This is a genomic window from Paracoccus sulfuroxidans (assembly GCF_007830335.1).
GTDB lineage: Bacteria > Pseudomonadota > Alphaproteobacteria > Rhodobacterales > Rhodobacteraceae > Paracoccus > Paracoccus sulfuroxidans.
The window spans coordinates 149,587-168,264 of sequence record NZ_VLKU01000004.1 but is presented as its reverse complement, the minus strand read 5'-3'; the positions used below and the strand labels follow the sequence as shown (position 1 = coordinate 168,264).

Here is an 18,678-nt window from a genome sequence, read left to right as displayed (position 1 = left end):
TCATCCCCTTTTGCCCCCCGCCCTAGCGCGAGCGGGGCGGGCATGCAATCAGGCGATGATATCGGGGGTCAGCTGGTCTTCCAGCCGGGCGATCTTGTCCTTCAGCAGCAGCTTCTGCTTTTTCAGCCGCTGCAGCGTCAGCGAGGCAGTCAGCGCCTGCTCGGCCAGCGCGGCAATCGCCTCGTCCAGATCGCGATGCTCCCTCCGCAACACCTCAAGCCGGGCGCGGGCAATCTCGTCTGGGGACATCTCGTGCTGGGCGTTCATGCTTGGCCTCGGATCGTGGTGCGAGTGTTATAGCTTGCCGCCGGGGCGCTGTTAATGGGGTTGCAGCATCTTGCAGGTCGGGCCGCGCATTCTCATATTACCAGTGTCGGGCCGCCAGATCGGGGCCCGGCCGACAGTCGCTTTACCGCAAAGGGCTTGGAAATGACCAAGATAAGTCTGGCCACACATCCGTTTCTGCTGGGGTTCGACCAGTTGGAGCGGCTTGCCGAACGCGCCGCCAAAGGCGCCGAGGGCTATCCGCCCTACAATATCGAACATCTTGGCCCGAACGGATTTCGCATCACGCTGGCCGTCGCCGGTTTCTCGGAAGAGGATCTGTCGATCACACTCGAGGATCGCCAGCTGGTGATTCGCGGGCGTCAGGTCGAAGCCGGGGATGAGCGTGTCTTCCTGCACCGCGGCATCGCCTCGCGCGCCTTCCAGCGCAACTTCGTGCTGGCGGACGGCGTCGAGGTCGTCTCGGCCGGGATGGAGAACGGGTTGCTGAACATCGACCTGAACCGCTCGGCCCCCGACAGCATTGTCCAGACCATACCGATCAGCCGCAAATGAAAGGGGATCGTCATGAACACCAAATTTGATTTCGGAGCAGAGGCCGCCGAGAACACGGTCTATATCCGCCGCGTCGCGATGGACACCCTCCCCGAGGACGTGCGCAAGCAAGTGCCCGATGCCGACGCGCTTTATGCCGTTCATGGCATCGACGGAGAACGCCTTGCGCTGGTCAAGGACCGCAGCATGGCCTTCATGCTGGCGCGCCAGAACGAAATGACGCCGGTCAGCGTCCACTGAATTTGACCAGACGCGACCGCGACCGGTGAAAGCCGGTCGCGTTTTCCGTTGTAGCTACTTGGCGTGGCTAGTTGGCGCGGGCCGCCTGCGCGCGCAGATAATCGGCCACAAAGCCCTGCCGGATGGCCCGGCGCAGCGCGATGCGCCGCCAGTGCTTCTTCTTCCCCAAAGCCAGCCCGAAGGCATTTCTGCGATACATCTCGGCCCGCGTGCGATAGTGGCGGAAGCTGCGTTTGCGCGGCGGCATCAGATCGGCGATGCGGTTGGCGTGGAACTGCCAGACCTCGCCGAAGGGCACGCTCCACAGCCAGGGCTTCATGCTGACCACGTAATGCAGCACGCTGATCTGATCCGGCAGATCCTCGGCGCTCGGATAGGTCGCCTCATTGGCATAGACGTTGAAGCGCCCGGGCAGATACAGCATCTGGCCGCGATAGGCGATGTTGAGCGCGGATTGATCCTCGCTGAGAAGCGGATGGGCGGGATCGGACAGAAGCTCAAGGCAGCGCGCGGCAAAGCCGTCCCGGCGCAGGACCGGCAGGTTCATCACCAGAAGCCCGGCATTGACGTATTCGCCCCTCTGCGTGCCGGTGGCCGCCAACTCGCGCTTGTCGGGCCCCGGGCAGGCGACCGCCGCGACCGGTGCCGCGCCCAGATCCATTGTCGCCAGCGGCGTCAGATCGCCGGTGACGACCATGTCACAATCCATATAGACCACGCGCTCGGCCTCGGGCATCAGCTCGGGGATCAGCAGGCGCAGATAGGTGCTGCGCGTCAGATGCGCGCGGCGTACCGGGATGGCGGCAAAGATGCTGTCGGAAATCTCGATCCGGTCGATCCGGCAGTCCAGCCGCGCGGCCAGCCGGTCGATGCGGGCCCGGTTCTCCGCCGAGATGCCCAGATCCAGCACCGTGAAGCGCGCGCCGGGATTGTGCCAATGGGCCGAGGCGATCAGCACCATCACCCCCGGCACGTAATTGTCATCCGAGCCGGTGACGATGTGCAACTGCGCGTCGGTCATTTGCCCTGCTCCGACAGCCAGGCGCGGCGCAGCCAGTCGATATTGCCGATCCGGCGATACCACTTGCCCCCCTGCCCCGAAAACACCTCGGACATCTTCGGGTTTCCGGCAAACAGCACGATCTTTGCGCCTTCAGGCAGGGTCGGATCGGCAAGGAAGCTGCGGAAATTGCGCGGCACGCAGTCATTCTTGAAGCTGACGCACCAGCCCTTCGGCCAATAGGCCAGCATGCCCCGCCGCTCCAGCTCGGCGCTGAGGAACTGCTGCTCATGCTCGAAATTCCGCCCCGCCGCCGCCGGATCGGCCAGATAGGCGTCCAGCGCGAAGGCCAGCGTGCCCAGCCGGTAACGAAAGACCGAGGTATTGCCGACCGCATGCAGGAAGCGGTCGCGCTCGCGGTTCAGCTTGCGCAGCGGCTTGTCACGAAACAGGTCGTCGTCGCGGATGACGCGGAACGCGCCGGGCAGATCGAACAGCGGGCCCAGATCGCCGGTGACGATCAGGTCGAGGTCCAGAAACAGCGCCAGCGCCCCCGGCGCATCCGCCAGATCGGCGCGAAACAGCGCCAGCTTGCGCCAGCGCGTGTCGCCACTGCCGGGCGGCAGGCCCAGTTCGGGCAAGGGCCAGGGCTCGATCCCCGGCTCAAGCCCCGAGGCGTCGTCGGTAAAGCAGATGAAGCGATGCGGGCGGGCAAGGTGACGGCGCGTCTGGCGGGCCAGCCTGTTCACATCCTCGGCGCTGTAAAGCGTTCCCCATTTCATCGTCAGGATGAGGACGGGTTCAGACATCGGCGCTCCTCGCGTTGCGGACCAATCAGATAGGCCAAGGGGCCAGACCGGTCAACGGCGGCCTTGCCTATTGCAGACCGATCAGCCCCATCGCCTCAAGCTTCAGCAGCACCTGATGGGCGGCGTGATCGACGTCGAACCCCTCGGTCTCGACCCGCAGTTCGGGGGTGCCGGGCACCTCGTAAGGGTCGGAAATTCCGGTGAATTCCTTGATCCGGCCTTCGCGCGCCAGCTTGTAAAGCCCCTTGCGGTCGCGCCGTTCGCATTCGTCGATGCTGGTCGCGACATGGACTTCGACGAAAGCGCCGTGATCCTCGATCATGTCGCGCACGGCGCGGCGGGTCGCCTCATAGGGGGCGATGGGCGCGCAGATGGCGATGCCGCCGTTCTTGGTGATCTCGGACGCGACATAGCCGATGCGCTTGATGTTGATGTCGCGATGCTCCTTGGAGAAGCCCAGTTCCGAGGACAGGTGCTTGCGCACGACATCCCCGTCCAGCAGCGTGACCGGACGCCCGCCCAACTCCATCAGCTTGACCATCAGCGCATTGGCGATGGTGGATTTGCCCGAGCCGGAAAGCCCCGTGAAGAACACCGTGAAGCCCTGCCGGTCGCGCGCCGGCGAGGTGCGGCGCAGCTGCTCGACCACCTCGGGGAAGCTGAACCATTCGGGGATATCCAGCCCCTCGCGCAGGCGGCGGCGCAGTTCCGTGCCCGAGATGTCGAGGATCGTCTCACCCTCGGCCACCTCGTCGCGGGGCTCGTATTGGGCGCGCTCCTGCACATAGACCATCTGCTTGAAGTCGATCATCTCGACCCCGATTTCGGCCTGATGCTGACGGAACAGGTCCTGCGCGGCATAGGGTTCGTAAAAATCGCGGCCCTCGGCATCCTTGCCGGGGCCTGCGTGGTCGCGCCCGACGATCATATGCGTCAGCCCGTGATTGCGGCGGATGATGCCGTGCCAGACCGCCTCGCGCGGGCCCGCCATGCGCATCGCCAGATTGAGCAGCGACAGATGCGTGGTCGCGGCGGGGTATTTGTCCAGCACCGCCTCATAGCAGCGAACGCGGGTGAAATGGTCGACATCGCCGGGCTTGGTCATGCCCACGACGGGATGGATCAGCAGGTTCGCCTGCGCCTCGCGCGCGGCGCGGAAGGTCAGTTCCTGATGCGCGCGGTGCAGCGGATTGCGGGTCTGGAACGCCACGACCCGACGCCAGCCCATCTTGCGGAAATGCGCGCGCAATTCGTTCGGCGTGTCGCGGCGGCCGCGGAAATCGTAATGCGTGGGGGCCTGCACGCCCTTCACCGGGCCGCCCAGATAGACCGGTCCCGCGACATGGTGCAGATAATGCACGCCCGGATGCGCCGGATCATTGGTGCCGAAGACCTTCTGGGCCTCGGTCTGCTTTTCCGGCTGCCATTTGTCGGTGACCGACATGATGGCCAGAATCACGCCCTCCTGATCGCGCAGCGCGATGTCAGTGCCGGGTTCAAGGTCCTCGGCAAAGGCGGCCGAGACATCCAGCGTCACCGGGATCGGCCAAAGCGCGCCGGTCGTCAGGTGCATGTCGTCCAGAACGGCGTTGTAATCGGCCTCGGTCAGGAAGCCGCGCAGGGGCGTGAAGCCGCCGTTCATCATCAGCTCAAGATCGCAGATCTGGCGCGGCGTCAGGTCCCATGAGGGCATCCGCCCGGCCTCGGACTTCAGGTGCTGGGCGGCGTCGGGCGAGACGTACAGTTCCCGGATCGGGACCAGATTGGCGTCGGTCATGGTATCTTTCGCTCAGGGACAGCTTGGGCAGTCGCCATCATGGCGATCGCGCAAGGGCTGGCAACACCGCCTTTATGCGGAAATGGGCGGGGGACCGCGCACGGGTCCCCACGCGCTTCAGGCGGTCTGTTCGGCGGGCTCGACGGCCGCATTCGGGTCAGGCTGGCCCGCCTCGTGATGCTCGGCCAGCCAGCGTTCGGCATCCAGCGCCGCCATGCAGCCCATGCCCGCGCTGGTCACGGCCTGACGATAGACGTGGTCGGTCAGGTCGCCCGCCGCAAAGACGCCGGGGATCGAGGTGCGGGTCGTGCCGGCCTCGACCTTGACGTAGCCGCCGCTGTGCAGCTCCAGCTGGTCCTTGACCAGTTCCGAGGCGGGCGAATGGCCGATGGCGACAAAGAAGCCGGTGGCGGGCACGACCTGCTCGGCCCCGGTCTTGACGTTGCGCAGCTTGACGCCGGTCACGCCCAGCGGGCTGTCGTCGCCCAGCACCTCGGCCACCTCATGATCCCAGATGACCGCGACCTTCGGGTGTTTGAACAGCCGGTCCTGCAGGATCTTTTCCGCCCGCAGGCTGTCGCGGCGATGCACCAGCGTCACCTTCGAGGCGAAATTGGTCAGGAACAGGGCCTCTTCCACCGCCGTATTGCCGCCGCCGACCACGACGATCTCGTGCCCGCGATAGAAGAACCCGTCGCAGGTGGCGCAGGCCGAAACGCCGAAGCCCTTGAACTTCTCCTCCGACGGGATGCCCAGCCAGCGCGCCTGCGCGCCGGTGGCCAGAATGACCGCATCCGCCGTGATCCGCGCGCCCGAGTCGCATTCGGCGACAAAAGGCCGCACGCCCAGATCCAGCCGGGTGACCGTGTCGATGAAGATATTGGCGCCCATCGCGCGGGCGTGCTCCTCCATCTTGACCATCAGTTCGGGGCCCTGGATCTGGGTTTCGCCCGGCCAGTTCTCGACCTCGGTGGTGATGGTCAGCTGGCCACCGGGCTGCATGCCCTGGATCAGCACAGGCTCAAGCATCGCGCGCGAGGCATAGACCGCAGCGGTGTAACCGGCCGGGCCAGAGCCCACGATCAGGACGCGGGTATGGGCGGGCATCTTCGTTTCGGACATATCGGCGGACCCTTGTGATTGCGGGTCTTAGGTAAACACCGGGGGGCAACCATGCAATCCGCAGCGTCGTGCAGATTTCTTTTCTGAAATAATATTGCGCAGACCGCCCCTTCAGGATAGCTTCCCGCATGTTTTCTGCCGCCCTGCGGCCTTTGGGGGAAATATGACCGGCGCACGGCTTGACGAAATCGACCGCAAGATTCTGGCTGAACTGCAGGCGGACGGACGGATGACCAATGTCGAGCTTGCGCGGCGGGTCGGCATCTCGGCCCCGCCCTGCCTGCGGCGCGTGCGTGCGCTGGAGGAACTGGGCTTCATCCGCAGCTATCACGCCAAGGTCGAACCGCGCGAGCTGGGGTTCGAGGTACAGGTCTTCGCCATGGTGCGCCTGCACAGCCAGTCCGAAAAGGACCTTTCGGCCTTCGAGGCCCGCGCCCGCGAATGGCCGCTGGTCCGCGAATGCCACATGCTGAACGGCGAGATCGACTTCATCCTGAAATGCGTCTCGCCCGATCTGCCGACCTTCCAGCGCTTCCTGACCGAGGGGCTGACCTCGGCCGACAACGTCGCCAGCGTGAAGACCAGCCTGGTGATCCGCTGCGCCAAGGATGAGCCGGGCGTGCCCTTCGACATCGTCGAAAGCCGGGCCGCCGCAGCCAGCTAAGCGCCGCTGCGGCCTTAAAGCACGATCACCGAGATCAGACGCCCGTAATCGGCTTCGGAATTATGCGTGGTGCGGCGATAGGAATAGAACCGCTCCGGGTCGGAATAGGTGCAGTGGCCGGTCCATTCGGCCTCGACACCGGCTTCGCGCAGGCGCGATAGGCCAAAGGACGGCAGGTCGAACATCGGCCGCCCGTTCGGGCCGCCCGCGAAGAAGCGGTGATGGCCCGGATCTTCGGCCAGAAACGCGTCCATGAAATCCTCGCCGACCTCATAGGCGCGCTGGCTGATCGTCGGGCCGATGACCGCGCGGATATGCGTGGCCCCCAGATCGTTCATCGCGCCCACGGTTGCCTCGATGATGCCGCCCAGAGCGCCTTTCCAGCCTGCGTGCAAGGCACCGATCACGCCCGCCTGCGGATCGGCCAGCAGGATCGGCTGGCAATCGGCGGTCAGCACGCCCAAAGCGATACCGGGAACGGCAGTGACCATGGCGTCGGCGCGCTGCTTGGCGGCCTCGGTCGGGTCGCAGCCTTCGCGCAGCGTCACCACCTCGGCCGAATGGACCTGATGGACGGTCGCAAGGCGCGTCACCGGCACGCCCATGGCCTCGGCCACGCGGGCGCGGTTGATCGCCACGATCTCACCCTGATCGCTGGAGCCATAGCCGCAGTTCAGCCCTGAAAACAGGCCCGAGGAGGCCCCGCCCTTACGGGTGAAAAACCCGTGCCGCACTGGCCCGAGCAGCGGATTCGTCAGGATTTCAAGCATCGTGTGCATGCAGCTCCAGTCGTTCGAAACCTGCCGGCAGCGGGGCGCCGGGTGACCACAGGGCAAGTACCTTGAATAGCTGCCCCATTTCTTCGGCATCGGTCAAGCGATGAAGCGCAGCCATGGCGGTTCCGTCGCCCGCTGCGGCCAGAGCCTCGGCGCGCTGACGGATGCCAAGGCGCAGCAGCCAGTCGCCCTGCGTCTCAAGGCGCGAGACCTCGGCCCCCGCCTTTGACGCGGCCTGCGCCAGCGGGGCAAAGTCGACATGGGCGGTCAGATCAGCCTCGCCCGGATGGGCCAGCGGGTCGTCGGGGGCGTGATTGCGCAGCGCCTGAAAGGTGTCGCCGCGACCGTTCCAGCCGCCGTAATCGACGAAAATCGCGCAGCCGCCGAAGGCGACGATGCGGCGGGCGACCTCGGCGGCGGCAGGGGCGGCGGCCGGGCAATGCTCGGCGATCTCGCCCTCGGGCGCGGCGGGCCCTTCGGTCGCGGGGCCCAGGCTCAGGGCCAGCGCTCCCTCACCATCCAGCATGACCATGCATTCGGCCCAGCCCTGCGCAGTGCGATGAAACTGCTTGATCGGCAGCGCATCGAAAAACTCATTCGCGACCAGAAACAGCGGCCCGTCGGGAAGCGTCGTGACGTCATCGACATGGCGGATCTGACCCAGCCGGTCCGTCTGTACCTGCCGCAGATGGGCCGAGGCCTCGACCAGCACGAGTCGCGCCGCATCCCGCATGCCGGGAACGCCCCGGATCACCCGCAGGATATCGGCCATCAGCGTGCCCCGCCCCGGCCCGATCTCGGCCAGAGTAAACGGCGACGGGCTGCCCTGATCCAGCCAGGCCTGAGCCAGCGTCAGGCCGACCATCTCTCCGAACATCTGGCTGATCTCGGGCGCAGTGGTGAAATCGCCCTTCGCGCCAAAGGGGTCGCGCGTCGCGTAATAGCCGTGCTGAGGATGCAGCAGGCACAGCTGCATATATTCATCCAGCGGCATCGGCCCCGACAGCCGGATCTGAGCGGCAATCAACCGGCCCAGAGGCGTCATGCGGGCACCGCTGGCCGCCTCAGCGCCAGAATGACGAAGATGATGCCGACGGCGATCATCGGCAGCGACAGCTCCTGCCCGCGGGTGATGCCCCAGACCGGGCCGCCCAGTACATGGCCCAGCGGATTGTCGGGCGTGATGAATTGCGCGTCGGCCTGACGGAAGAATTCGACGATGAAGCGGCTGATGCCATAGCCCGCGACAAAGATGCCAAGGGCAAGGCCCGGTCGCCGCAGCCCGCCTGTGCGGACGACCGCGAACAGGATGATCGCCAGCAACACGCCCTCCAGCCCGGCCTCATAAAGCTGGCTGGGATGGCGGGCGCACAGCCCCTCGACACCCGGACAGTTCTGCGCGGCCTCGCCAGGGAAGATCACGCCCCAGGGTGCGTCGGTCGGGCGGCCCCACAGCTCACCATTGATGAAATTCGCGACCCGACCCAGCCCCAGACCGATCGGCGTCGCGACCGCCAACCCGTCGGCCAGCCGCAGCGGCGCGATCCCGTGGCGGCGGCAATAGATCCACGAGGCGATGACGACCCCCAGGAACCCGCCGTGGAAGGACATGCCGCCCTGCCAGATCTGCAGGATCTGGCCCGGATTGGCCATGTAGTACTCGCGCTCATAGAACAGCACGAAGCCCAGACGACCGCCCAGCACGACGCCCGCGATGACCCAGGTCAGCAATTCCTCGACCTGTTCGGGGCGCATGGGCGCGCCGTCACCCCAAAGGCGCGGACGGCGCATCAACCCGACCAGAATGCGCCAGCCGAGGATCAGCCCGACCAGATAGGCCAGCGCGTACCAGCGCAGCGAAAAATCCATGCCGAAAAGGTGGATGGTGAAAATCTCGGGCGAAATCTGCGGAAAAGGGATCATGCGGTCCTCGGTTTGGCGGGCGCAGCCTAGGCGCGCGCATCCGGGTGTCAACCTACAAGCCTGTCATTGAACCTGTGCCATTCTGCCTCCATATAAAGGGGCGTATCGACCCGAAAGGCCTGCTATGACCGCCAAGAACAGTATCTTCGACGATTTCTCCAAGCTGATGACCAATGCGATGGGCGTGGCTCAGGGCGCCAAGGATGAGGCGCAGACCGCGTTCAACGGCTGGATCGACCGTTGGCTGGCCGAGCGTGACTTTGTCACCCGCGAAGAGTTCGAAGCCGTGCGCGAAATGGCCATCAAGGCCCGGACGGAAAACGCCGAGCTGCGCGCCCGTCTGGACGCGCTGGAGGCGAAGGCCTAGGGCTGCACTTCCTCGCGCAGCTTGCCCTGGTGATCGTAAAGCAGCACCTTGCCGCTGTCGGTCACCACGACCAGCCAGTCGCGGGCGAAGGTGACGGCGGCGGCGCTCTCTCCTTCGGGAAGGGCGATCTGGGGTGGCAGTTCGGGCAGCGGACGCTCGCCCAGACGCAGCCAAAGCAGGGCCACGATGGCGATGATGCCAACGCCCATCACCACGGCCAGCGACGTCACCAGAAGCCGCAGCCAGCGCAGCATCGGCAGCGCTTCCTCGGATCCGTTTTCACGCTTATCATTCCGGTCCATGCCAGAAGTCATCATCACCATTCCTGACGGTCTGTCCGATCGGCTTGATAAGGCGCTGGCGCTTGCTGCGCCAGAGGAAGCCGCACTTTCGCGCTCTCGCCTGTCGCGCCTGATCGCCGAGGGCGCGGTCAGCGGGCCCGCAGGCACCGTCACCGACGTCAAGACGCGGGTGCAGGGCGGCCAGAGTTTCCTCATCCGCCTGGACGAACCCGCCCCCCTTGAGGCCGCGCCCGAGGATATCCCGCTGGTCGTCGCCTATGAGGATGACGCGCTGATCGTCATCGACAAGCCTGCCGGGATGGTGGTTCACCCTGCCCCCGGCTCGCCCAGCGGCACGCTGGTCAATGCGCTGCTGGCCCATTGCCGCGACAGCCTGTCGGGCATCGGCGGCATGGCACGGCCGGGCATCGTGCACCGGATCGACAAGGACACCTCGGGGCTTCTGGTCGTGGCCAAGACCGATCTGGCCCATCAGGGGCTGGCGCAGCAGTTCCACGACCACAGCGCGCAAAGGCGCTATCTGGCGCTGGCGCATGGGGCCATCGATGCGGGCGACCCGCGCCTGCGCGGCCTGCCGGGGCTTGCCTTCGAGCCGGGCGGCACCCTGCGCATCACCACGATGCTGGGGCGCCACCCTTCGGACCGGCAGAAACAGGCGGTCAGCTTTGCGCGCGGCCGCCACGCCGTGACGCGCGCGCGGGTGCAGGAGAGTTTCGGCACTCCGCCCTCGGCCATGCTGGTCGAATGCCAGCTTGAGACCGGGCGGACCCATCAAATCCGCGTGCATATGGCCTACGCGGGATTGGGTCTGATCGGCGATCCGGTGTATGGTAGCGCTAAACGCGCCTCGGCCCGCGCCCTTGGCGATCAGGCGGCCCAGGCGATCGCAACCTTCCCACGGCAGGCGCTTCACGCAGCCCACCTGGGCTTTACGCACCCGGTCAGCGGCGAGACGCTGGCCTTCGACAGTCCGCTGCCCCAAGATATGGCAGCGCTTCTGGAAACATTGCGCGCCGACGCGTCAGGAACCTGACTGAACGCCGCGCGTTCACATTTGCCCGCCCCGAAGTGGCGGGAAAAGGGATGAGATGGCAAACTATACGAACCTTCCCGCGCCCAGTCCTGAACAGGGGCTGAACCGTTACCTGCAGGAAATCCGGAAGTTTCCCCTGCTGGAACCCGAAGAGGAATACATGCTGGCCAAGGCCTGGGTCGATCACGAAGACCCCGAGGCGGCGCAGCGTCTTGTGACCAGCCACCTGCGTCTGGCCGCCAAGATCGCCATGGGCTATCGCGGCTACGGCCTGCCGCAGGCCGAGGTGATCTCGGAGGCGAACGTCGGTCTCATGCAGGCAGTCAAGCGCTTCGACCCTGAAAAGGGCTTCCGTCTGGCCACCTATGCGATGTGGTGGATCCGCGCCTCGATCCAGGAATATATCCTGCGGTCCTGGTCGCTGGTGAAAATGGGCACGACCTCGGCGCAGAAGAAGCTGTTCTTCAACCTGCGCAAGGCCAAGTCCAAGCTGGGCGCGCTGGAAGAGGGCGATCTGCGCCCCGAAAACGTCGCCCAGATCGCGCATGACCTGAATGTAACCGAGCGCGACGTCATCGACATGAACCGCCGCCTGTCGGGGGGCGACGCCTCGCTGAACGCCACGATCGGCTCGGGCGACGGCGAATCCACCGCGCAATGGCAGGACTGGCTGGAGGATGAGGACGCCGATCAGGCCGCCGCCTTTGAGGAGGCCGATGAGCTGTCGACCCGGCGCGAGATGCTGCTGTCGGCCATGGATGTGCTGAACGACCGCGAAAAGGACATCCTGATGGAGCGTCGCCTGCGCGATGATCCGATGACGCTGGAAGATCTGTCGCTGCGCTACGAGGTCTCGCGCGAGCGCATCCGCCAGATCGAGGTCCGCGCCTTCGACAAGCTGCAAAACCGCATTCGCGAGCTTGCGCGCGAGCGGGGGATGAACGTTCCGGAAGACGCCTGAGGGCGCTTTCCGGGCGCTTCGGCGCAGATCGGGGCTGGGACAGGCCTGACGGGCGGGATATGGGTGCAGTTGACCCTGCGATGCCTTCGCATATGCTTGGGAAAATGCAGCGGGGGCCTTCGCGCGGGGATGACGGCGCTTAACCAGTTTCAGAGACTTGAATCCTCGGGCATCTGGCGGGAAACGCCGCAGGCGCGCCTGCGCGACGTCATCGTGTCCTTCGGTGATGCGACGCTGGTGCTGACAGATCCCCGTTCGGAAACGCCGCTGGCGCATTGGTCGCTGGCGGCTGTCACACGCCTGAACCCCGGCAAGCACCCGGCGGTCTATGCCCCCGGCGGGGCCGAATCCGACGAAGAGCTTGAGATCGAGGATGAGCTGATGATCTCGGCCATCGCGCGGATTCATCGCGCGATCGAGGCGCGCAAACCTCATCCCGGCCGTTTGCGCAGCGGCATGATGCTGAGCGCGGCCATCGCCATGGCCATCGTCGGCGTGTTCTGGGTCCCGCCCGCGCTGGTCCGCCATGCCGCAAGCGTCGCGCCCCCGGCACAGCGGCACGAAATCGGCCGGATAATCCTCAGCGAAATGTCGAAGACCACCGGCGCGGCCTGCTCGCGCCCGGCTGGCGATGTGGTCCGCAAGGCGCTGGCCGAGCGGCTGATCACCCCCGGTGCCGAAATCTTCATCCTGCCGACCACCTTGCGTGACGCCCGCACCCTGCCCGGCAATATCACCATCATCGGTGAAGATCTGATCGCCGGTCAACAATCGCCCGAAGCCGCCGCAGGCCATATTCTTGCCGCCGTGGCCGCCGCTACGGCCAATGACCCGATGCTGGATGCGTTGCGCTATGCCGGTCCCCGTGCGACCTTCCATCTGATGACAACCGGCAAACTGCCCGAAAATGCCCTGCAGGGTTATGGCGAGCGCCTGCTGTCCACCGCTGCCCCGCGCCCCGAGGACGAGCCCTTGCTGAAGCGCTTCGCCGAGGCGGGTGTCTCCAGCGAGCCTTATGCCCGCTCGCTCGACCCGACCGGAGAGGCCGTTCTGGGGCTGATCGAGGCCGATCCCTTCCGCACCGAAATTCCACGCCCGGTCCTGAGTGACCGCGACTGGCTGGCCCTGCAGGAAATCTGCGACCAGTGACCCCTTACCGGGCATAGGCATCCGAAAACCCCGCCTTGCGGATCTGGTCGAGCGCGCGAACCACGGCCTCGCGCCCCTCGAAAGGACCGGCGATCACGACCTGCACGTCGCGTCCGGGCTGGACCTGAACCGCGCGCGATACCGGCAGGCCCATCTGCAGGACGCGGCGTCCGGTCGCCTCGGCATTCGTCTGGACCGAATAGCTGCCGACATAGACAAAGCGTGCGCCGGGCGGGATGCGGGATAGGGCCGCGGGCACCTGCGATGGGGTCGGTTTGGTGACCTCGCGTACCGGCGCGGGGCGCGCGCCCTCTGCCCGTTTGTGCGGGGCCTCAGCCGCAGCAACCCGCGTCGCGGGCGTGCGTTCTGCCCTTGGCTTGGGGCGAGCCGTGGCGACAGGCTCAACCAAGGCTGTTTTCGCGACGTCAGGCGCTGTCGACACCGCACTGCCAGCGGGGCGCGCAAAGGCCAGCCGGGCCAGATCGGCCTGCGGCAGAGAGCCACAGAATCCCTGCGTCGGGTCACGGCCCAGATCGCCCTCCTCGGGCCGAATGCGCTTGCCATCATATCCCAGAAGCTCGCAAAGGCGCAGGTTCGGCTTGATCCCGGCCGCCATCTGCTGGCGAACCTCGGCCGAAGCACTGATCTCGGCCTTCAACTCGTCCAGCGGGCCCTGCGGCGCGGGCTCGGGCCCGTGATCGGTCAGCGCCTCGCGCGGGCGCGCGTCCGAGCCAAGCTCTCCCGGTTTCAGGTTGGTGATGACCAGCTCATTCAGCACCTGCTCGACCTGATCGGCGCGGCCACGTTGTGCCTTGTCGGCCAGTGCCGGATCGGGTGCCCGGCCACGCGCGGACAGCGAGGGCGGATAGCCGCAGAGTTGCGAGCCATCCCGCGCCACGCGCGGCGCCCATTGTCCGGTTTCCCCGCGCAGGAACACGCAGCCCGTGCTGTCGATATATTGCCGCGCGGTGAAATCATCGGGGGGAAGCTCGGCCGGTGCGGGTTCAACCGCCCATGCTTGCCCCAGCGGCAGCAGAAGACCCGCCAGCGCCCGCAAAACCCATGCCATTCCTGCCCCCGAATCGACCATTTCCAGCCGATTTGAGCGCAATCCCCTGAAGAAGCCGTTAACTCCGGCTTATTTCGTGCCGAACATCCGGTCGCCCGCGTCGCCCAGACCCGGCCAGATATAGCCGTGATCGTCCAGCCGCTCATCCAGCGAGGCGGTGACGATCGGCACGTCGGGATGGGCCTCTTTCATCCGCTGCACGCCTTCAGGTGCGGCCAGAAGGCACAGGAATCGCAGGTTTTTTGCGCCCTGCTGCTTCAGAAGATCGATCGCCGCGACCGAGGAATTGCCGGTGGCCAGCATCGGATCGACGACAATGGTCATGCGGGCGTCCAACGCGTTCGGCACCTTCGAGTAATATTGCACCGGCTTCAGCGTCTCGGGGTCGCGGTAAAGGCCGATGAAGCCCACGCGCGCGCCGGGAATCAGTTCGAGAATCCCGTCCATCAGCCCGTTTCCGGCCCGCAGGATCGAGATCAGCGCCAGTTTTTTCCCTTCCAGCGTGGGGGCCTGCATTTCGCAAAGCGGGGTCTCGATGGTGGTTTCGGTCATCTCCAGCTCGCGCGTGACCTCATAGGCCAAGAGCAGACTGATTTCGCGCAAAAGTCTGCGAAAACCGGCGGTCGAGGTCTGCTTGTTGCGCATGATGGTCAGCTTGTGCTGGACCAGCGGGTGGTTGACGACGGTCAGGTGCTGCTGGGTCATGCCAGTTCCTTTCGCAGGCGTGTCTTTGTGCTGTCATTACAGAAGGCCGCGTCCGCCGCCCAGAGGTTCATCTGCGTGAATTCGGTCTCGGCCCAACCGAATGCGCTGGAAAGCCGTTCGTATTCCCGCGTCATGTCGGTGTGGAAAAACGGCGGATCATCGGTCGAGACCGTCACCCGCACGCCCGCATCCGCCAGTCGCGCAATGGGATGCGAGGGCCAGTCGGTATAGATCCCAAGCGCGATGTTCGAGCCGGGACAGCATTCCAGCGTGATCTCACGCTCGGCCAGATCGCGAACCAGCGCCGGATCCTCGATGGCGCGGACGCCGTGGCCGATGCGGGTCACGCCCAGTGTCAGCGCATCGCGGATGGATTGCGGGCCGCACCACTCTCCGGCATGGATGGTCAGGCCAAGGCCCGCCTCACGCGCGCAGTCGTAGGACCAGGCGAAATCCTGCGGCCTGCCCACATCCTCGGCCCCGCCAAGGCCAAGGCCAGTGACCCAGCCGCCCGAGGTCTCGGCCGCGCAGATTGCGGATTTGCGCGCACGTTCCGGCCCGAAATGGCGGATCGGTGTGACGATGGCATGGCTGGAGATGCCCTGCCGCCCCATCCGCTGTGCGACCTCTTCCATGGCGGCCAGATGATCTTTCCACGCGTGCAGGTCGGCCCCGCCGCAGAACTCGGGCGAGACGAAAAGCTCGGCATGGATGACGCCATGTTCGGCGGCATTCTCCAGCACCTCCTCCAGCAGGCGCGCATAATCGCGCGGTCCCTGCAGGACCGAGGTCGCGGCCTCATAGACGCGCAGGAAGTCCTTGAAATCGCGATAGGTGTAGTTCCCATCCGCATCGAAGATGCCCGACAGGTCCTGATGCTTTTCCGCCGCCAGACCACGGATGAACCCCGGGGGTGCGGCGCCTTCCAGATGCAGGTGAAGCTCAATCTTCTTCATCACAGAAATACCCTTCCCGGCCCGATTGCGGGCAATCCCAGATGCTGCGCGACCGAGGCCGCCACATCCGCAAAACCCACCAGCCCGATCTCGCGCGCGCCATAGCCCCAGCCCAGCACGGGCACGCGTTCGCGCGTGTGGTCGGTGCCGCTCCAACTGGGGTCGTTGCCGTGATCGGCGGTGAAGATCGCCAGATCGCCGGGGCGCAGGCGCGCAAGGAACTGCCCGGCGATGCCGTCGAACCATTCCAGCGCGCGCGCATAGCCGTTGATGTCGCGGCGATGGCCATAAAGGCTGTCGAATTCGACGAAATTGGCGAAGGTCAGGCTGCCCTCTTCGGCCTCATCGGCCAGCCGGATCAAGTGTCGCGCCAGATCGGCGTCCGAGGCCCCCTTGTGCAGCCGGTCGATCCCGCGATGCGAGAAGATGTCGCCAATCTTGCCGATGGCATGGGTCGGCGCGCCTGCGGCCTGCGCCACGTCCAGCAGCGTGTCCGAGGGCGGCGCAATCGCGAAGTCGCGCCGGTTGGGCGTGCGGGCATAGCTGCCCCCCTGCCCCAGAAACGGCCGCGCGATCACCCGGCCCACGCGCAGGGGATGGACCAGCTTCGCCACCTCGATGCAGAGATCATAAAGGCGCTGCAAGCCGAAGGCCTCTTCATGCGCGGCGATCTGCAGCACACTGTCAGCCGAAGTATAGCAGATCGGCCAGCCGCTTTGCAGATGCCGGTCGCCCAGCCGGGCGATGATCTCGGTCCCCGAGGCGTGTTCGTCGCCCAGAATGCCCTCGGTCCCCGCCAGTGCGGCGATCCGGGCGCTGAGGTCGGGCGGAAAGGCAGGATGCGTGTCGGGGAAATAGTGCCAGGCCCAGGGCACCGGTACGCCCGCCAGCTCCCAATGGCCCGAGGGTGTGTCCTTGCCGCGCGACACCTCGGTCGCCGCCCCCCAAAGGCCCTGTGGCGGGCGGCCCAGACCCGGCGCATCCTCGCCGCTGGCAAGGCGCAGGGCCGCGCCAAGGCCCAAAGCGTCAAGGTGCGGCATGTTCAGCGGCGCCGCGCGGGCGATATGGGCCAGCGTGTTCGCCCCCGTGTCCGGGCGGTCATCATTGAAGAACTGGTCGGCATCCGGCGCGCCGCCAATGCCGACAGAATCCATGACGATCAGAAAGGCGCGTCGGCTGGTCATTCGGCATCCACCTGAAACCGGATCAAGGATTGCGGCGCGGGGGCTTCGCCAAAGCTGTAGGCCGAATGGACGGCGCAAACGGCGCGGGCAGCCTCGGCCTCATTGCGGGCATGGACCAGCGCCAGAGGGCGGTCGGGGCCTGCCTCCTCGCCAATGCCCAGAAGCCCCGACAGGCCCACGCGGGGATCGATCTTGTCCGAGGCGTGCAGCCGTCCGCCGCCCAGAGCCACCACCACGCGGCCAAGCGCCTCGGTATCGATGGCGCGGATCACGCCCTGCCCCGGCACGGGCCGGATGACCGGCGCGTCGGGCAGATATTTCTCGGGATGCTCCAGCAGATCACTCGGCCCCCCCTGTGCGGCAATCATGCGGGCAAAACGCTCAGCCGCCGCGCCGGTTTCCAATGCCGTGATGGCTGCCTCCGGCGCGATGCCCGCCAGCCGCAGACAGCCGCTGGCCAGAGCCAGCGACAGATCGCCCAGACGCCCCAGATCTGCCCATGGATCGCCGCGCAGGACGCGGATCGCCTCGCGCAGTTCCAGCGCGTTGCCTGCGGCGCGGCCCAGCGGCTGGTCCATGTCGGTCACGAAGGCCTGACAACGGCTCCCCGCGCCGGTCGCCGTCACGACCAGCGCCCGCGCCAGTTCCAGCGCCTCATCGCTGGTCTTCAGAAACGCGCCCGAGCCGCATTTGACGTCCAGCACCAGCGCATCAATCCCCGCCGCCAGCTTCTTCGACAGGATCGAGGCGGTGATCAGGTCGATGCTTTCCACCGTCGCCGTCTCATCCCGCAGCGCGTAAAGCCGACGGTCGGCGGGCGCGAGATCACCGCCCGCGGCGACTATGGCGGTGCCGGTGTCGGCGACGACACGGCGAAACTCGGCCTCGGACAGATCGGTGCGCAGGCCCGCAATCGCCTCAAGCTTGTCCAGCGTCCCGCCCGTATGCCCCAGCCCCCGGCCCGAGATCATCGGCACATAGGCCCCGCAGGCGGCAACCACGGGCGCGAGGATCAGGCTGACCGTATCACCGATACCGCCCGTCGAATGCTTGTCGACCACCGGGCCCGGCAGGTCCCATTGCAGCACGCGCCCCGAATCGCGCATGGCCTGCGTCAAATGCACGCGCCCCTCGGGGCCGATGCCGCGCGTCAGCACCACCATCGCCAATGCGCCCACCTGCGCATCGCTGAACCAGCCGCTGACCAGCCCTTGGGCAAACTGCCGCGCGCCGGTGGCGTCAAGCCCGCGCCCATCGCGGATCCCGGCGATGATGCTGCGGGGGTCGCCCGCCTCATCCAGATTGTGAACGGCCGGGGCTGCGGTCATTCCGTCCCGGCCATATGGGCGACCTCGAACCGGCCGGGCAGCAACTCGCCCACCGTGGTTGCCAGCGTCTTGCCGCTGACCGTCGCCAGCAGCACAGGGGTATGAGAGCGGCCGAATTCGGCCAGTTTCTGGCGGCAGCCGCCGCAGGGGGGCACCGGCTCGGGCGAGTCGGCGATGACGGCGACCTCGATCAGCTCGGTCTCGCCCGCGGCGATCATCGCGGCGATGGCCCCGGCCTCGGCGCAGGTGCCTTCGGGATAGGCTACGTTTTCGACATTGCAGCCGCGATAGATCGCGCCCGACTGCCCGCGCACGGCGGCACCGACCTTGAAATTCGAATAGGGCGCATAGGCGCGCTCGCGCACTTCTCTTGCTTCGTCCACCAACGCCATGTTTTGCCCCTTGTCCATCCGCCGACCATGGGCGGAACTTTGCGCTTTGGGCTGCTTTGACGCAAGATTATCGTGAAGTCA

21 protein-coding genes and 1 pseudogene are annotated in these 18,678 nt (G+C 66.2%); 7 read left to right on the top strand and 15 right to left on the bottom strand.

Annotation, left to right across the window (positions count from 1 at the left end; all coding sequences use genetic code 11):
- Positions 1 to 48: 48 nt before the first annotated feature.
- Positions 49 to 267 carry a YdcH family protein gene (locus IQ24_RS07950; RefSeq protein ID WP_145397282.1) on the bottom strand — a complete coding sequence of 73 codons (219 nt, stop codon included), beginning with the start codon at positions 265 to 267 and terminating at the stop codon, positions 49 to 51.
- Positions 268 to 429: 162 nt separating this feature from the next.
- Here IQ24_RS07950 and IQ24_RS07945 point away from each other — a divergent pair, with 162 nt between their 5' ends.
- Together IQ24_RS07945 and IQ24_RS07940 are read left to right on the top strand one after the other, a co-directional pair.
- Entirely contained in the window at positions 430 to 840 is a 411-nt protein-coding gene (locus IQ24_RS07945; RefSeq protein WP_145397281.1) for an Hsp20 family protein, read from the top strand.
- 12 nt (positions 841 to 852) lie between these two features.
- On the top strand, positions 853 to 1,080 hold the full coding sequence (locus IQ24_RS07940; RefSeq protein WP_145397280.1) for a DUF1150 family protein: 228 nt from the start codon (positions 853 to 855) through the stop codon (positions 1,078 to 1,080).
- Positions 1,081 to 1,147: 67 nt separating this feature from the next.
- Here the strand turns inward: IQ24_RS07940 and IQ24_RS07935 are convergent, their stop codons facing one another.
- The 4 genes from IQ24_RS07935 to trxB all read right to left on the bottom strand — a co-directional run bounded on the left by IQ24_RS07935 (position 1,148) and on the right by trxB (position 5,788).
- A complete protein-coding gene (locus IQ24_RS07935; protein ID WP_145397279.1) occupies positions 1,148 to 2,101 on the bottom strand; it encodes a glycosyltransferase family 8 protein in 954 nt (317 codons plus the stop codon).
- Positions 2,098 to 2,889, bottom strand: a complete 792-nt coding sequence (locus tag IQ24_RS07930; protein WP_145397278.1) for a hypothetical protein — start codon at positions 2,887 to 2,889, stop codon at positions 2,098 to 2,100. Before IQ24_RS07930 ends, IQ24_RS07935 begins: the two co-directional genes overlap by 4 nt.
- A 67-nt stretch (positions 2,890 to 2,956) precedes the next feature.
- Positions 2,957 to 4,666, bottom strand: a complete 1,710-nt coding sequence (locus tag IQ24_RS07925; RefSeq protein ID WP_145397277.1) for a bifunctional sulfate adenylyltransferase/adenylylsulfate kinase — start codon at positions 4,664 to 4,666, stop codon at positions 2,957 to 2,959.
- A 117-nt stretch (positions 4,667 to 4,783) separates the two neighbouring features.
- Complete coding sequence (gene trxB / locus IQ24_RS07920) at positions 4,784 to 5,788, bottom strand: thioredoxin-disulfide reductase (RefSeq protein ID WP_145397276.1); 1,005 nt, start codon at positions 5,786 to 5,788, stop codon at positions 4,784 to 4,786.
- A 163-nt stretch (positions 5,789 to 5,951) separates the two neighbouring features.
- Here trxB and IQ24_RS07915 point away from each other — a divergent pair, with 163 nt between their 5' ends.
- The gene (locus IQ24_RS07915) at positions 5,952 to 6,452 is read left to right on the top strand and encodes an Lrp/AsnC family transcriptional regulator (RefSeq protein WP_145397275.1); all 501 of its coding nucleotides are present in this window, start codon (positions 5,952 to 5,954) and stop codon (positions 6,450 to 6,452) included.
- A gap of 14 nt (positions 6,453 to 6,466) precedes the next feature.
- Here IQ24_RS07915 and pgeF read toward each other — a convergent pair whose 3' ends face one another.
- From pgeF to lgt, 3 genes are read right to left on the bottom strand one after another with little or no spacing between them, the layout of a single operon-like run.
- Positions 6,467 to 7,231, bottom strand: a complete 765-nt coding sequence (gene pgeF / locus IQ24_RS07910) for a peptidoglycan editing factor PgeF (protein ID WP_145397274.1) — start codon at positions 7,229 to 7,231, stop codon at positions 6,467 to 6,469.
- Positions 7,215 to 8,273, bottom strand: coding sequence for a class I SAM-dependent methyltransferase (locus IQ24_RS07905; RefSeq protein ID WP_145397273.1), 1,059 nt, complete (start codon positions 8,271 to 8,273; stop codon positions 7,215 to 7,217). Before IQ24_RS07905 ends, pgeF begins: the two co-directional genes overlap by 17 nt.
- The gene (gene lgt / locus IQ24_RS07900) at positions 8,270 to 9,151 is read right to left on the bottom strand and encodes a prolipoprotein diacylglyceryl transferase (RefSeq protein ID WP_145397272.1); all 882 of its coding nucleotides are present in this window, start codon (positions 9,149 to 9,151) and stop codon (positions 8,270 to 8,272) included. Before lgt ends, IQ24_RS07905 begins: the two co-directional genes overlap by 4 nt.
- A gap of 124 nt (positions 9,152 to 9,275) precedes the next feature.
- Here lgt and IQ24_RS07895 point away from each other — a divergent pair, with 124 nt between their 5' ends.
- Positions 9,276 to 9,518, top strand: a complete 243-nt coding sequence (locus IQ24_RS07895; protein ID WP_145397271.1) for an accessory factor UbiK family protein — start codon at positions 9,276 to 9,278, stop codon at positions 9,516 to 9,518.
- On the opposite strand, the gene IQ24_RS07890 is transcribed toward IQ24_RS07895, so the two are convergent.
- Positions 9,515 to 9,820, bottom strand: coding sequence for a DUF6476 family protein (locus tag IQ24_RS07890; protein ID WP_242008000.1), 306 nt, complete (start codon positions 9,818 to 9,820; stop codon positions 9,515 to 9,517). The two genes, IQ24_RS07895 and IQ24_RS07890, sit on opposite strands and share 4 nt — an antisense overlap.
- Here IQ24_RS07890 and IQ24_RS07885 point away from each other — a divergent pair.
- The 3 genes from IQ24_RS07885 (at position 9,819) to IQ24_RS07875 (ending at position 12,963) form a co-directional block, all read left to right on the top strand.
- Positions 9,819 to 10,853 (top strand): pseudouridine synthase, encoded by a 1,035-nt coding sequence (locus tag IQ24_RS07885; RefSeq protein WP_145397270.1) that lies wholly within the window; start codon positions 9,819 to 9,821, stop codon positions 10,851 to 10,853. The two genes, IQ24_RS07890 and IQ24_RS07885, sit on opposite strands and share 2 nt — an antisense overlap.
- A gap of 55 nt (positions 10,854 to 10,908) precedes the next feature.
- Positions 10,909 to 11,814 carry an RNA polymerase sigma factor RpoH gene (rpoH, locus tag IQ24_RS07880; RefSeq protein ID WP_145397269.1) on the top strand — a complete coding sequence of 302 codons (906 nt, stop codon included), beginning with the start codon at positions 10,909 to 10,911 and terminating at the stop codon, positions 11,812 to 11,814.
- 129 nt (positions 11,815 to 11,943) lie between these two features.
- Complete coding sequence (locus IQ24_RS07875; protein WP_145397268.1) at positions 11,944 to 12,963, top strand: hypothetical protein; 1,020 nt, start codon at positions 11,944 to 11,946, stop codon at positions 12,961 to 12,963.
- Positions 12,964 to 12,967: 4 nt separating this feature from the next.
- Here the strand turns inward: IQ24_RS07875 and IQ24_RS07870 are convergent, their stop codons facing one another.
- From IQ24_RS07870 to IQ24_RS07845, 6 genes and pseudogenes are all read right to left on the bottom strand, one after another.
- The gene (locus tag IQ24_RS07870; RefSeq protein ID WP_145397267.1) at positions 12,968 to 14,032 is read right to left on the bottom strand and encodes an SPOR domain-containing protein; all 1,065 of its coding nucleotides are present in this window, start codon (positions 14,030 to 14,032) and stop codon (positions 12,968 to 12,970) included.
- 69 nt (positions 14,033 to 14,101) lie between these two features.
- On the bottom strand, positions 14,102 to 14,737 hold the full coding sequence (gene upp / locus IQ24_RS07865; protein ID WP_145397266.1) for a uracil phosphoribosyltransferase: 636 nt from the start codon (positions 14,735 to 14,737) through the stop codon (positions 14,102 to 14,104).
- Complete coding sequence (locus tag IQ24_RS07860) at positions 14,734 to 15,693, bottom strand: adenosine deaminase (RefSeq protein WP_199756519.1); 960 nt, start codon at positions 15,691 to 15,693, stop codon at positions 14,734 to 14,736. Before IQ24_RS07860 ends, upp begins: the two co-directional genes overlap by 4 nt.
- Positions 15,693 to 16,877 (bottom strand): phosphopentomutase, encoded by a 1,185-nt coding sequence (locus IQ24_RS07855; protein WP_145397265.1) that lies wholly within the window; start codon positions 16,875 to 16,877, stop codon positions 15,693 to 15,695. Before IQ24_RS07855 ends, IQ24_RS07860 begins: the two co-directional genes overlap by 1 nt.
- Entirely contained in the window at positions 16,874 to 18,205 is a 1,332-nt protein-coding gene (locus IQ24_RS07850) for a thymidine phosphorylase (protein WP_145397264.1), read from the bottom strand. The genes IQ24_RS07855 and IQ24_RS07850 overlap by 4 nt, the downstream gene beginning before the upstream one ends.
- A pseudogene (locus tag IQ24_RS07845) lies at positions 18,202 to 18,624 on the bottom strand (cytidine deaminase); the annotation flags it as partial. The pseudogene IQ24_RS07845 and the gene IQ24_RS07850, both read right to left, overlap by 4 nt.
- Positions 18,625 to 18,678 lie beyond the last annotated feature (54 nt).

Coding starts and splice junctions, on each gene's coding strand:
- IQ24_RS07925 (WP_145397277.1), bottom strand. CDS start 4,666: ATGACCGACGCCAATCTGGTCCCGATCCGGGAACTGTACGTCTCGCCC.
- IQ24_RS07875 (WP_145397268.1), top strand. CDS start 11,944: ATGACGGCGCTTAACCAGTTTCAGAGACTTGAATCCTCGGGCATCTGG.
- upp (WP_145397266.1), bottom strand. CDS start 14,737: ATGACCCAGCAGCACCTGACCGTCGTCAACCACCCGCTGGTCCAGCAC.
- IQ24_RS07855 (WP_145397265.1), bottom strand. CDS start 16,877: ATGACCAGCCGACGCGCCTTTCTGATCGTCATGGATTCTGTCGGCATT.
- IQ24_RS07935 (WP_145397279.1), bottom strand. CDS start 2,101: ATGACCGACGCGCAGTTGCACATCGTCACCGGCTCGGATGACAATTAC.
- lgt (WP_145397272.1), bottom strand. CDS start 9,151: ATGATCCCTTTTCCGCAGATTTCGCCCGAGATTTTCACCATCCACCTT.
- IQ24_RS07950 (WP_145397282.1), bottom strand. CDS start 267: ATGAACGCCCAGCACGAGATGTCCCCAGACGAGATTGCCCGCGCCCGG.
- IQ24_RS07850 (WP_145397264.1), bottom strand. CDS start 18,205: ATGACCGCAGCCCCGGCCGTTCACAATCTGGATGAGGCGGGCGACCCC.
- rpoH (WP_145397269.1), top strand. CDS start 10,909: ATGGCAAACTATACGAACCTTCCCGCGCCCAGTCCTGAACAGGGGCTG.
- IQ24_RS07945 (WP_145397281.1), top strand. CDS start 430: ATGACCAAGATAAGTCTGGCCACACATCCGTTTCTGCTGGGGTTCGAC.
- IQ24_RS07890 (WP_242008000.1), bottom strand. CDS start 9,820: ATGGACCGGAATGATAAGCGTGAAAACGGATCCGAGGAAGCGCTGCCG.
- IQ24_RS07940 (WP_145397280.1), top strand. CDS start 853: ATGAACACCAAATTTGATTTCGGAGCAGAGGCCGCCGAGAACACGGTC.
- IQ24_RS07930 (WP_145397278.1), bottom strand. CDS start 2,889: ATGTCTGAACCCGTCCTCATCCTGACGATGAAATGGGGAACGCTTTAC.
- IQ24_RS07905 (WP_145397273.1), bottom strand. CDS start 8,273: ATGACGCCTCTGGGCCGGTTGATTGCCGCTCAGATCCGGCTGTCGGGG.
- IQ24_RS07860 (WP_199756519.1), bottom strand. CDS start 15,693: ATGAAGAAGATTGAGCTTCACCTGCATCTGGAAGGCGCCGCACCCCCG.
- IQ24_RS07915 (WP_145397275.1), top strand. CDS start 5,952: ATGACCGGCGCACGGCTTGACGAAATCGACCGCAAGATTCTGGCTGAA.
- IQ24_RS07870 (WP_145397267.1), bottom strand. CDS start 14,032: ATGGCATGGGTTTTGCGGGCGCTGGCGGGTCTTCTGCTGCCGCTGGGG.
- pgeF (WP_145397274.1), bottom strand. CDS start 7,231: ATGCACACGATGCTTGAAATCCTGACGAATCCGCTGCTCGGGCCAGTG.
- trxB (WP_145397276.1), bottom strand. CDS start 5,788: ATGTCCGAAACGAAGATGCCCGCCCATACCCGCGTCCTGATCGTGGGC.
- IQ24_RS07895 (WP_145397271.1), top strand. CDS start 9,276: ATGACCGCCAAGAACAGTATCTTCGACGATTTCTCCAAGCTGATGACC.
- IQ24_RS07885 (WP_145397270.1), top strand. CDS start 9,819: ATGCCAGAAGTCATCATCACCATTCCTGACGGTCTGTCCGATCGGCTT.